9 protein-coding genes are annotated in these 12,867 nt (G+C 56.5%); 3 read left to right on the top strand and 6 right to left on the bottom strand.

Going from position 1 to position 12,867, the window contains the following annotated elements:
• Window positions 1-1,591: DUF1559 family PulG-like putative transporter (locus tag VGE80_RS22545; protein ID WP_440594212.1), on the bottom strand; the 1,591-nt coding region annotated here is incomplete at its 3' end.
• A 662-nt stretch (window positions 1,592-2,253) separates the two neighbouring features.
• Here VGE80_RS22545 and VGE80_RS22540 point away from each other — a divergent pair.
• Window positions 2,254-3,216 (top strand): amidohydrolase family protein, encoded by a 963-nt coding sequence (locus VGE80_RS22540; RefSeq protein WP_373652656.1) that lies wholly within the window; start codon window positions 2,254-2,256, stop codon window positions 3,214-3,216.
• Between the two features lie 133 nt (window positions 3,217-3,349).
• On the opposite strand, the gene lnt is transcribed toward VGE80_RS22540, so the two are convergent.
• On the bottom strand, window positions 3,350-5,203 hold the full coding sequence (gene lnt / locus VGE80_RS22535) for an apolipoprotein N-acyltransferase (RefSeq protein WP_440594211.1): 1,854 nt from the start codon (window positions 5,201-5,203) through the stop codon (window positions 3,350-3,352).
• A gap of 265 nt (window positions 5,204-5,468) precedes the next feature.
• Between lnt and VGE80_RS22530 the strand changes: the two genes are divergently transcribed.
• Entirely contained in the window at window positions 5,469-6,425 is a 957-nt protein-coding gene (locus VGE80_RS22530) for a radical SAM protein (protein WP_440594210.1), read from the top strand.
• Between the two features lie 441 nt (window positions 6,426-6,866).
• Here the strand turns inward: VGE80_RS22530 and VGE80_RS22525 are convergent, their stop codons facing one another.
• Window positions 6,867-7,847, bottom strand: coding sequence for a choice-of-anchor A family protein (locus VGE80_RS22525; RefSeq protein ID WP_397569578.1), 981 nt, complete (start codon window positions 7,845-7,847; stop codon window positions 6,867-6,869).
• 703 nt (window positions 7,848-8,550) lie between these two features.
• On the opposite strand from VGE80_RS22525, the gene VGE80_RS22520 reads away from it, so the two are divergent.
• The gene (locus VGE80_RS22520; RefSeq protein ID WP_440594209.1) at window positions 8,551-9,696 is read left to right on the top strand and encodes a lactonase family protein; all 1,146 of its coding nucleotides are present in this window, start codon (window positions 8,551-8,553) and stop codon (window positions 9,694-9,696) included.
• A 97-nt stretch (window positions 9,697-9,793) separates the two neighbouring features.
• On the opposite strand, the gene VGE80_RS22515 is transcribed toward VGE80_RS22520, so the two are convergent.
• The 3 genes from VGE80_RS22515 to VGE80_RS22505 all read right to left on the bottom strand — a co-directional run.
• On the bottom strand, window positions 9,794-10,549 hold the full coding sequence (locus VGE80_RS22515) for a DUF3891 family protein (protein ID WP_440594208.1): 756 nt from the start codon (window positions 10,547-10,549) through the stop codon (window positions 9,794-9,796).
• Window positions 10,550-10,552: 3 nt separating this feature from the next.
• A complete protein-coding gene (locus tag VGE80_RS22510; protein ID WP_440594207.1) occupies window positions 10,553-11,479 on the bottom strand; it encodes a hypothetical protein in 927 nt (308 codons plus the stop codon).
• Between the two features lie 10 nt (window positions 11,480-11,489).
• The coding region (locus VGE80_RS22505; RefSeq protein ID WP_440594206.1) for a HEAT repeat domain-containing protein at window positions 11,490-12,867 on the bottom strand (1,378 nt) is incomplete at its 5' end.

Raw genomic sequence — 12,867 nt, 5'->3', positions numbered from 1 at the left:
GCTGCTTCGTCAGCGCCATCATCTCGCGGTCTTCGTTACTCGCATTGGGAGCCAATGGTGCCTGGGCGATGTTCATTTTTCCCTGGTTCAGGGCCATCGACGAAATGCCGAACAGGCTTGCCGCTTTTTCAGAACTCGTTGCCGTGATGTCCAGCGCCAGCATGGGATCTGCAGGATCACCCGTTCCCGAGAACTGCATCGCAATCGTCTTGACCTCCGACACCATGCCCAGCATCGGGTTAAACTGGGCGAGAAAGCCCAGAATCGACGCCTGTGATTCGAGATCGACAGCAGCACTGATGCTGGAAGCCAGATTCAGTTCCTTGACGAGTGGCGAGGTACTGCTCTTGCCCGCCTGTTTCGCTGAAATCATCTGTTTCACAGCCTCAATCGGTGCCACGACGACCGTTTGAGTTGCGGGGAACCAGACGGCCGTCGATTGATTTCGCGAGTAACTCACCCCTTCAAAAGTCTCTTCCTTCGACTCACCGAGAACCGATTTCACCAGTTCCGCCTGGGGAACCTCTCGCGACAGTTCGATGATCGTTGTCGGTAGCGGGGGCGTCTTGGGCGAGTTGACCTTCCATTTGTTTAAATCAACGACCGCTCCGTCCCGGGGGTGGATAATTGCGGCAAGAGTTTTGTCATCGATACCTACAGGTAGTCGAAGCACTTGACCGTCTCCCATGGCGACCAGAAAACCTTCTTCGGGGTCTTCACCCAAAGAATCGCGCGGTGAAGCCAGGTCCACTTCCAATCCTCCGGGTTTCGTCCAGATCTCAGCCTTGTCAGGGGCCGACTGTATCGCCAGAACGGTATTCGACGTTCCATCCGTAATGAGAGAGAGATGGGTCCCGGAATCCCCATGGAAGGGCGTATTCTCGCCCGTGAAGACATGAAATGCCGTATGGCCTTCTTCTGTCACTCCCGGCGATTCAAAAATCGCGGGCATCAGAGCAATCAGAGTTTTGTTGTGGTCACTGTCCCACGGTTCGTCCAGATGGAATTCATTGTAAAGAGGGGCCTGCTCAAGGAACGGAAGAAGATGGACACGCCAGCTCAACCCCGTTTTACGTCCGTCTCCGTCCCCATTCGCGCGAGGAAACTTCCCGAATGTGTCGTGGTAATTGTGAAAGGCCAGCGCAATCTGCTTCATCGCGTTTTGGTACTGGTGGTCACCTTGCGGTGCCGGCGCGGCCAGATTTGCAACCGGGAGGCCGACCTGCTGTGCGATCCCCGTCACCAGCGATTGATCGATCGCGACGGTGACTCGTTCGAGGTCAGAGAACTTGAGCCCCAGCCGGCGCAGCAGATCGCTGGGAGTACCCGACTCAGTCTCAAATCCCAGCTCAATCAGCAATCGCCCCATTCTGGTCTCAAAGTATGCCTTGGGGTGAAGGACCGAAATTCCGACTAGATTGTCCGGAAGAAAGACGGCTTCAGTGAGCGGCTTTGGCGGCGTGCGAACAGGCGACTCCTGGGTTTGCGCTGTCGTCGCCGTAGACTCCCCGCCGGTCGGTTTCAATGAATTCGCGGTCTCAGACGCATCCTTCGCAGGGGTTTGACCGGGGGTCTCAGCCTTCGTTGCCACAGCGGGTTCGTTGTGATCGGATGGGGACGCCGCCGGCTTTATCGCTCGTTCGCCTGCCTGGTCGCTGTCCGTCACGGCAGCTTTTTTCTGCTCTCCGCAGCCTGCCATTAGACTGATCGACAGTAAGAGAAACGTCAAACTCGCGGGAACTTTGTACATGACACGCCTGCTATCGGGGAGAAGTAAGCATTTCGAAGTGAGGAGCACAGTTCGCGACAACTGTCGCACGTCATAAACTAAAGCACAATGATGCCCCTCAACATCAACGCCAGACTAAGAGACACAACGTCTGATTTCAAGGACATTGATGACAGACCGCCTGACATTCACCCGTGGCGGCACCAGTCGGAACAACGCCACGTGGCCAAGGCTCACTCCAGTTTGAGTCCAAAACGAACTCAACCTGAATCAGGGCCTGTGTTCCTGCCGCGCCGGGTGCGCAAGCGACGTGAGCAACGACTCAAGACCGGAAGAAGACCAAGGCCTGCTACAGTTGTTTCCCACTCCGTTTTTCGCAATGGTGTTTCAGCAGCAGCAAGCCTCGCGTGGTGACGCGCCTACTCGATCTGAACCATCGCTCGGGCCTTGTTAACGCCAATCCGACTTGCCGTACTGTCGGGACTTCATAGAAGTGAACTGACCATCCAGGGGAGAGCCAATCGATGCAGATCAATCGCCGCGATTTTATGACCTCCAGTTTGATCGCCGCTGCGGGACTGACTAACACCCTGGGCACGATCGCAAGCGTGGCCAACGAAAAAGGCGACAAGTTTCCTATCATTGATGCGCATACGCACTTTTATGACCCCTCACGTCCTGAGGGTATTCCCTGGCCATCAAAAGAAGATTCCGCACTTTACCGCACAGTGCTCCCCCCGGAGTTTCGTCGAGCCACCGCCCCTTATGGAGTTACCGGCACGGTCATCATCGAAGCCAGTCCGTGGGTTGAGGACAACCAATGGCTGCTCGATCTGGCGGATGGGGACCCGTTCGTAGCAGGGATCGTTGGAAATCTGTCACCGGGTGAAGAATCGTTCGGAAAATTGCTGACCCGCTTCTCGAAGAATCCCCTTTATCGTGGTATCCGGATTGGCTCTGATCTCCTCGCCCACGGATTAGAGAAACCGTCGTTTCTCGCCGATCTCCGAAAGATGAACGACGCCGACCTGCAACTCGATGTGAATGGCGGAATCGAGTCGCTGCCGCTGGTGGACCGATTGGCGAAGCTGCTTCCCGATTTCCGTATCGCCATTAATCATCTCGCCAACGTTCGTATCGACGGGAAGGAACCTCCCGCGGAATGGTCACGTGGGCTAAAGGATTGCGCTGCCCATCAGAATGTGTTCCTCAAAGTTTCAGCCCTGACGGAAGGAGCACGGACAGCAGAACACCAGCCCCCCGTCGAAACAGAGTACTATCGCCCGATTCTGGAGACCGCCTGGAAGACGTTCGGTGAGGATCGTCTGATTTACGGCAGCGACTGGCCGGTGAGCGATCGGGCTGCTCCGTACAAAGTCGTGATCCAGATCGTGAGAGAATTCTTCCGCGATAAGGGGCAGACCGCTACCGAAAAGTTCTTCGCCAAAAATGCGACGGTCGCGTATGGATTACGGGCACGAACATAGCTGGGGCCTTAAGCGTTTTCCCGGGCAAATGCGACCGACGGAATGCGAATGCGCAGGGAGAGCGTCCTTAGAGTGGGTTCAGGTCGCCATCCCGACCTGATGACTCCCTCTTCCCGCCTCGAAAAACGTGGGATTAGGCCAGAGACGGCGTCGATTCCCTAACTTTTCGAGTCGGAACAAAGCCGAACAGACCGAAGCCCAGTGCCGCAGCGGCACACAGCGCGGCGAACCAGTCACCGTACTGCACATACAGACTGCGGCGAGCATCCAAAGGAACCGTCTGGATGACCGCGGCGTTCAGGTTCTTGTGCCAGGCCCCTGTCTTGGGATCGCGCAGTGTGGTCCGGGGAGGGGCGTCACCGTTCTTGCGTGCGTCACCATCAATGAACACGTCCGGTTCGCGAATCGCTCCGTCCCCATCAATCACCGCAGAAATCCCGGTATTCACAGCGCGCACCACCGGAGTGCGACACTCAACGGCGCGAAACGCCGCAGTAATCAAGTGCTGATCCAACTCACTGGAACCATGGAACCATCCGTCATTCGTCATGTTGACCAGAACATCGACCGGCTGCCCCCGTTCAAAATCAGAACCCGATGCGACGATCGTTCGCACCAGGTGCGGCACGGTGTCCTCGAAGCAGATCACCGGTGCCATTCGCCAGCCCAGATATTCAAAGATCGCGGCCGATTTTCCCGCCGACAATCCGTGCGATTCATTATAGGGCGAGAACGCTTTCAGGAACGGAAGCACGTTCACGAGTGGGATATACTCACCGAACGGGACAAGGTGAATCTTGTCATAACGTCCGGCGATGCCGACGTCAGGACGGACAAAGACGGCCGAGTTATGCTGCGAGACGATTCCCGGCTTGGCTTCGGCGGAGTGGATCCCGAAAATCAACGCGGCACCCGAGCGCTGACTCTCTTCCGTCAGAACAGAGCGGACCGTGGTATCACGCCACATCGCCGGATTCACTGTCGGAACCAATTCCCGCAGTTGCTCATTCGACAGTTCTTCTGCGGGCGTCATTAAGGGCCAGGGAAACATCGCTTCCGGCCAGACGATCACCTGTGCCTGCTCACGGACAGCGCGGGCATTCAGTCGAAGATGCGTGAGATAGATGTCATCCTGCGATGCCGGTTCTTCTCGCAGCGACGCCACAAAGTTACCTTGAATCAAAGCCATGCGAGGACCGGGCTGAAAATCGGCCTGCCCCCTTCGGACGTACCCGTAGACCAGCGCGGAGGCAAACACACTGAAGGTCGCTGTGACTTGGACCAGATCAGACAGCGTCAATCCGGAAGCGGTTATTGGTCCGGTTGACGGCAGAACCAGATTGAGTCGAATCAACCAGCGATGTGGCACCATCAATGCCAGCGCCGCCGAAGTCATGACGATCAAAAAGCTGACACCGTACGCCCCCACAATGTCACTCACCTGAATCAGTTCCAGCCAGCGGTACTGCGAGTGCCCGAGGAAGTACCACGCGAATCCGGTCATCAGATGGGCTCTGAGATATTCCAGGCCGGTCCAGACAGCCGGGCCAGCCAGGGCGAGCGGCAACGCACATCGGTGCACGGCGACACGTGAGATCAGTACGAATGCGATGGCATAAAATGCGAGGTAGATCGAAAGGGCAATCCACGCGATGTACATCGTGGGGTCACCCAGCCGCATCCACTGCAAAGTGGCGAGTTGACTGATCAGGCTTCCGACATAGATTGAAGGATACATCCATCCCGTCCGATCCGGGATCCTGACGAGCAATAGCAGCGGAATCGTGGCGAACCACGCAAGCGGACTCGCATCAACAGGAGTGAAGCAGAGCCATAGCAGCAGTCCCGACAGGCACGACATCCCCAGGGCACCGACCAGGCCGACCCGCGATTTCGCCTGCTTCCGGACCGACCGGGCCGAAGCGATGATCTGGCGTACCGATCGATCGGAATCGTTCCTGGTTTCTCTCATTGTGACCGTCGCCATCTCCGATTCCCTCCGTGGACTATTGGATGGGGTTAAGTTAATCCAATGCTGGAAATCAGGGAAGCCGATGTTTTCGAGCCGGTCCTTTTCGGGTTCAATGCACCGGTAAAGACTCCACCACCTCGCATCCCGGACATCGTCACTGGCCTTACTTCAGTGTGCCTTTGTCCAGTGTGCAACCTTTGGCACGCGAATGATTTATCACGTTCCACGCGCTGCGTTTCGATGACCGCCAGCACGGGGAAACCCCCGCTGAGGATCAACAATGTTCAGCCTTCCCATCAGCGATGCCGAAGTCGTTGCCACCCGCCCGGCAAAGAATCGTCTCGACCCCTGGAGACCCTATTTGACCCTGATTGAGCCGGAACGCTCATCACAGGGTCACATCGAAGATGTTCTGACGATCTTCCTCACGAACCGTGAGTGTCCGTTCCGCTGCACCATGTGCGATCTGTGGAAGAATACTCTGGACGAACGAGTCCCCCTGGGAGCGATTCCCGCGCAAATTCGACACGCGTGTACTCCGCAGTCTGCTGCGAAGCATGTCAAACTATACAACGCGGGAAGCTTCTTCGATCCCCAGGCGATTCCGCGGGAAGACCACGCCGAGATCGCCTCGCTGGTGCGCAGCTTCGAAACGGTCATCCTGGAAAACCATCCTCGACTGATCAATCACCGCTGCCTCGAGTTTCGCGACCAGGTCCAGACCGGGCTGGAAATTGCACTGGGACTGGAAACCGTTCACCCCGCAGCACTGGCATCCCTCAATAAGCGGATGACCGTGGAAGACTTCGACCACGCGGCACAGTTTCTTGTGAAGAACGGGATCGCTGTCAGAGCCTTCGTCCTGCTGAAGCCACCGGGCATGGACGAAGAGCAGGGGATGGAATGGGCTCTCCGTTCGGTCCAACATGCGGTCGAACAGGGTGCCAGGTGTGTCAGCATCATTCCGACACGGGGGGGAAACGGGATGATGGAGCGGCTTCAAGCCACAGGCAACTACTCTCCCCCTGTCATCCACAGCATGGAACGAACGCTGGAACGGGGTCTCGACTACGCGAACCAGCAGAGTTCGAAGCCCCGCGTCTTCATGGACACCTGGGACAGTGCCCGTTTCTTCGATTGTCCTGAATGTGGGCCGGCCCGAGCCAAACGAATTGGTGAGATGAACCTGACGCAGCAAATCCCGCCCACCGTCACTTGTTCCAAGTGCCAGTCCTGAGCGGGAAGATTTTCACCGACGCTCGCAATCAGGCCATAAGTGGATGATCATCAACATCAAAGCCTCTTCGAGGCCGGGCTTCAGTTACAGGAGAGGACACACGCACGCGGAAACGTGCGCATCCCCGGTCTCAACTCGGGCGACGGGTGCACAGGAAATGCGATAACCGTTCGCAGGGGGGGGAGTGGAACTGACGCATTCTCAAAGTGATCCGCGACGACTTCGGGCAAAGTTGAGGGGCCGAAGTCGCCGGAAGCTGGTGAGAAAGAGTCCGTTCCCTGCATCGCCTGCGAACGGCTACTGTCGGGAAACCGCAAAACAAATTCAGCGGGAAAGTGCCTCTCCCTCCTTCTCCCGAGCAATCTCAGGTCGAAGAGAGAGGGGGGGGAGGAAGAGGAAGAACTCCAGAAGTTCTTCCCTGTGATTGTGCAAGAACCTGGATCAGACCGCGTTCTTTCGACGACGGTAGGAATAGACACTGAACATCACAGAAGCGATCGACCCCAGGGCCAGCGTACTTGGCTCAGGAACAGGCGAAGGATTCAGCGGTCCGTTACCTGCATAGAGTGGATAGTGAACCTCACCACCCGCCTTCAGAGAGTTCGCCCAGATCGACCCATCCATCGAAGGACCTGTCTTCACGTCAGCAAAAGGGGCCAGAATTGCACCGTGCATATTAGCTCCTGCGTTGAGCTTGGTTGTATCGGTAAAGTTCCAGATCAGGTGCGACGTCAAATAGGAATTGTTCTGAAAGCCGTTGAAGTGAATACTGCTACCGATATCAATATCTCCGGCCCCGGTGACGTTAATCACCAGCGATGAGATGGACGCCAGCGGGACGTTGAAGTTAATACCAAAATTCGCATTCATTGCGGTCAAGGCACTGCCTGCAATGGATGCAATCGCGTACCCATCGGAGTCAACATAGTTGATCTGAAAGACGTTGGAGGCATTCAGTGTGTTCTGGGCGAACAGCGAGTTATCAGCATACATCTGAGCGAAACCGGACGAGACCGATTTGATCTCTTGAATGGCAGAAGCCAGCGTCGAAACCTCGGAACTACTCAGATTAATCTGGCTGCCGCGAACACCATTTGAGTCGGAATTGTAGTTCACATTCGCGTTGCGGGTACCGCCGATGGCCAGGCTGCCGCCACTGTTGATATTCAGGTTCTGACCGTTCAGATTCCCCAGAACAGTCACCAGTGGAGCTCCCCCCTGCGGCGGGGCATTATTTCCGACCGTGGCGAGGTTGGCGTTACCACCGATCAAAGAAGGCCCCTCAATGTCATTCTGGGTATTAACGTCCTTCACGGTAATAACGTTATACTGATGGATAACGCCAGCCGAAACGATCAGATTACTAAATCCGACCATCACTCCACCGATGAGTGCGGGCAGTTTCTTACTAAAACGTCGCAATCCACAAAATTCCATTGAGCCGAATCCTTACAGTCCAAAACGAAATGGGAGTCACCTAGACAGCCTGTGGCGACAGCGAAAAACCGGAGTTATTGGCGGGTAAATAGGCCAATGGCTGCGGATAAGGCATCTCGGCAAAGAATGCCGAGCGCGCACTTGCCCGTGATCTGAATCGTGGCCCGCCCCTCCAACAGGGGGCGATGCCGAGGCCTCGATTTTCGAGCGAGGTTACTACCCAACGGGAAAATTCCCGCCGCAGCAGATTACGGTCGCTCGCCACAGCTGAGACAAATTGTTCTAGGCACGAGGCTGGAAAGTTCCAGTCGATTTCTTCAGACAATTTTCTGAAATCGAATATCCGACGCGCACGAGTTGCGGGGACTTCACCGCACCGACGATCTGCGAACCGACGTGCCGTCTAAATCTTTTGTGCAAGCGAGTTTCTGGTGCGTCGACGAGAACTCGTTAAGATGGCACCCCCTGCATTCCCAGGGGCGTTTCGCGTCGTGAATTGCGATACGTGGATGGTCAATGGTTCAGCAGCAATCGAGGAGGACGAGCCCTTTTTCACCCCTGAAGCGCAACAAGGGAGAACTGCGACCGCGCCAGGCCCGAGCGTTCCGATCTGGGAAAGTCATCTTTTCGATTGCCCGTTTGCCATCGCCTTCCTATGGGATCTTGAACACTTCTGACGGAGCCACTGATGAATCTGATCCGACCCCGATCTCTTTTTGCACTCTTGATGGCCACCATGCTCAACCCCACAATCTCGACCGTCACAGCAGAACAACCCGTCGTCCTGGTTTCTTCGTTCGCCCCCGGCAAGGAGGGCGGAATCCAGGCATACGAACTGGACCTTCAGTCGGGTTCCCTCAAGGCGACTCACCGGACGGGAGACATCAGTAACCCGTTCTTCTTCGCAATCTCACGCGACGGAAAATTTCTCTACACCATTGATGCCAAGACCTTTGGTGGTGAAGAATCCGAGCACGTCTCTGCATTCGCCCTGGATGGGACGACGGGCCGAATGAAGTTTCTGAACCGACAGTCAACACGGGGAACGGCGAGTTGCTTCGTTGACGTCGACGCGACGGGGAAGTCGGTGCTGGTCGCCAACTATTCAACGGGGAACATCGCCTCGTTTCCCACACAGGCTGATGGCTCACTGAAGGAAGCAGCCACCTTCATCCAGCATTCAGGATCAAGCGTCGATCCCGTCCGCCAGAAAGGCCCGTACGCTCACTGTCTCGTCGTCAGCCCTGATAACCGCTTCGCCTTCGCAGCCGATCTTGGTATCGATCAGGTCCTGGGATATCAGCTTGACCCGGCGACGGCCAAGCTGGTGCCCAACACCCCTCCCTTCGTTAAATCTCCGGCAGGGGCGGGACCGCGACATCTGACGTTCCATCCCAACGGACGCTACGTCTACGTGATCAACGAACTGAATAACTCGGTGACCCTGTTCGACTACGATACCAAGACCGGAACCTTGAAAGAGCGACAGAACATTTCGACTCTTCCTTCCGACTTCAAAGGAGTGACTCACTGCGCTGACCTCAAGATCACTCCGGATGGCCGGTTCCTCTACGGTACCAATCGCGGACACGACAGTATTGCTGCCTATCAACTGGGCGCGGATGGTGAAATGACGTTGATCGGAATCGAACCGAGCCTGGGCAAAGGTCCGCAGAACCTTCTGATCACGCCTGATGGAAAACTACTGCTCTGTGCGAATATGCCGGGAAACAATGTGGCCGTCTTCAAGATTGATGGCCAGTCCGGAAAATTGAAGTCGGTCGGAGAGCCGATTTCACAGGTCAGCCCCGCTTGCATCCGATTGCTTCCCTAAGTAACCGGTTTATGACCGTCGAGCGGGCAACTTTCGTTGCTCGCTCGACCAAATGTTTGCCGGAAGCCGCGTTCCTGTCTCTCGCTCAACCAGCCGCTCAATGACTACGGTTGGAACGAGCGGTTTTCTGAAAGTGCCATGTCCGCATCTCGACAGGGCAGGCCCTCAGGTGCTCCTGCAGCTCACTGTCCGAAGTAAAGATGAGCTGCTGGAGCGTCCGAACTTCAACATGTTCGACAAAGATTTTTGCCGAGAACGGCCAGGGTTCTATGGCGACGGTATTATCTGGACGCTGCCACATCTGATAGCGCTGATTTTCGAGCGGCGCAATCTCAATTCTGCGGTGCATGGCAGGGATTGCCCCCTGGCACAAGATCAGTGAAATTCGATCGCACCACTGCAGGACCGCATACGCGGATTCCAGTGCGGCCTTCGTTGTTCCCAGCTCGTGCAGAATCGCAGCTCGCCGCTCAATCTCGTCATCGATCAAGGCCCGCAAACTCGGGGAAATTTTCTCAGACCGATAAAGTTCCTCGGCGTGGCGGGCGGCCAGCAATCCAATCCAGCGGTGCTTCCGATAGCCGTTCTCAATCCTGCGGCACACTTCTCGCGCTCGCTCTTTGGCGGTGAAGCGAAACTGCGTGAAGTCCTTGGGTGCTCCCAGGCTGGTCAAGTAGACATTTTTGCCAAAGGACGTCTTATGGTCATCATGCTCAAACAGTGCCGCCAGTGTCTCTGGCCAATAATGGACCGCAGGGAGCTGCCGAAGCTGTGTCGCAATTTTCCCGGCCAATAAGGCGTGAGCGGCCTGGTAGACAACTTCCCAACCCGTTTCCACACTTTTGACAATCATCTGTTACTTCACCGTTGCCGCCATGCGGTCCAGAAACTGGCGAGCTTCGGAGTAGTCCTGCAGCGGAATGATCAGAATTTGTGTACGAAGAATTTCACGCATGTCCTGAACCGCCAGATTCACTTTGGAGGCCGTAGCAGATTTGTCGTACCCTCGTGTCTTCTGCTCGAACAAATCGTCGATCGACTTGCGCGTTTCGTCAAATTCTGCTTCCATCAATGCAGCAGGCCATTGGATTCTGCCATTGTCGGGATCGTAGTGTTCCTGACTCAGCGGGCGGGGTCGATTCGCAGCGAGAAACTCTTCTCGACGCTCTCGTGTCGCTCGATCGGCGTCCCGTTGTTCCGTAACCTCAGCCGCCTTCATTCGCTTGAAAGCCTGCCGAGCCTGATAGATCTTCTGCTCATTGTCGATGTAACGGGTCCGGGCTTTTTCGGTATGTTCCATCGCCTTGGACTCGTCGAGGGTGTAGCTTCCGTACGCTCTCAACAGGTTGGCCATCCCATTGTACTGGACGGCGGCATAGTTCGAGTAAGGGTCGACTATGATCCCGCCTCCGTATCCGCCATAGCCCCCATATCCTGCGGCGGCAGCACTCCCATACAGCAGAGCGTCGCCGTATCCGCCGAATCCGAGCCCACCCGCAGCGTTCGCATAATACCCGCTGGCGACGGCCCCGTTCAGCGTGCCGTTGGCGGTGACGCTCCCTCCACCAAAGGCACCCCCGATGTTGAGGTCTCCCACAGCCCGAGGCTGTGTCCATCCGATCGGTCCCGCCCCCAGGCTCGATGCGGGCCCGGCACTGCCACCCATCGGTCCGAAGCCTGCGTTACCAAATCCCTGATTGATATACCATTGTGCCGAGGCCGGCACTGCGAAGCTTAACTGTGCAATCGCAAGAAGTATCAGTGTTCTAAGAGGAGTCATCATTGGTTATTCCTTATTTCCACGAGTTGATTGCTTTGTCGGCGGCGGTCCGAACGGCTTCGTCAGAGTCTTTCAGAGCAAGCTCCAACGCTTCTTTCGCCAAAGCCGATTCTTCCCCGACTTCTCCCAGTGTCTGTGCCATCTGGAGTCGCATCTGGGGATTTTTATCACCATGTAAAGCCGCTACGAGCAGCGGAATCGCCACCTCTTTTGTTTTGGGTTCCGGAGAGACACGGACAAGCGCCCAGGCCGCCAGAGTTTTCTCGTGAAGATCAGGGCTCTCCAGCAATTGCAGCAGCGGTGCAGTCGCGGCGTGAGCCGGCTTTCCAATCCGCCCCAGGGCGTAGCTGGCGACCGATCTCACGGTCGGATCATTCTCACCCAGCAGATCGACGAACAGCTTGATCGCTGACTCCCCTTTGGGCGCCATCTCTGCCAGAGCCACCAGCGCTTCCCGCCGGACGACCGGATCCGGATCGTAAATGGACTCACTCAGCACGGGTGCGACGACCTTAGCCCGCTCTCCCATTCGACCGAGCGCGAAAATCGCTTCCCGTCGCAGTTGTGGCCGTTCATCTCGAAGTGCGGACGTGACATGAGGCAAAGCCGCGTTGACGTTATCTTCATCCTTGGGATCTACGTCGATTAAGGCACATGCGATGGCCAGACGAGTCAGTGGGTCCTCGGCTTCGTCCAGTGCTGTCCGCAAAGCATCCTTGGCGTCTTTCGCCCGAAGTCTTCCGAGACAATAGGCGACGACTCCGGGATACGGGAACTGCTTGTCTTCCAGTGCTTTGATTAACTCCGGGACGTGCGAAGTCGCGTCACCGCCAATCGACGCCAGGGCAAAAACGGCTTCACGCCGTACGCTATGGTTGGGCGATTCGACTAGATTGGCCAGTCGACCAGCCGCTGAACTGGCAGCCGGTCCCATCCCACCGAGAATGGAAGTGGCGACCAGTTGCGTCTCTTCATCATCCAGAGCATCGATTAAGGCAGGAACCGCGGCCTCACCCAGTCGATAGAGGGCCTGCTGCGCACTGAATCGAACATTCGCATCCTCATCTTTTAAGGTTCCGATCAGTACTGGCAGCGCCGCTTGAGATTCCTGCCCACCTTCGCCAATGGCGGTGACCGCATGCCAGCGCACGGCGGCGTTATCGGATTTGGCTAGCTCGGCCAATTTCCCGATTGTTTTCGGATCAGACGGGCCGATTGCCGCAAGTGCGCTACACGCATTGCAGACAGTTTGTACGTCCTTGCTATCCAGCAGGGCGACGATCTCCGGCAGCGCCGACACACTCAGAATCACCAGCCCGCTGATGGCGTTGCCAGCGATCTGGGGATGAGGACTCTGCAGACTCTCGACCAGCACCGATCGAGCCTCGTCA

The sequence above is a fragment of the Schlesneria sp. genome, assembly GCF_036405755.1.
GTDB classification, from domain to species: Bacteria; Planctomycetota; Planctomycetia; order Planctomycetales; family Planctomycetaceae; genus Schlesneria; species Schlesneria sphaerica.
The sequence above is the reverse complement of the archived record's forward strand: the minus strand, read 5'-3'. Positions and strand labels throughout refer to the sequence as shown.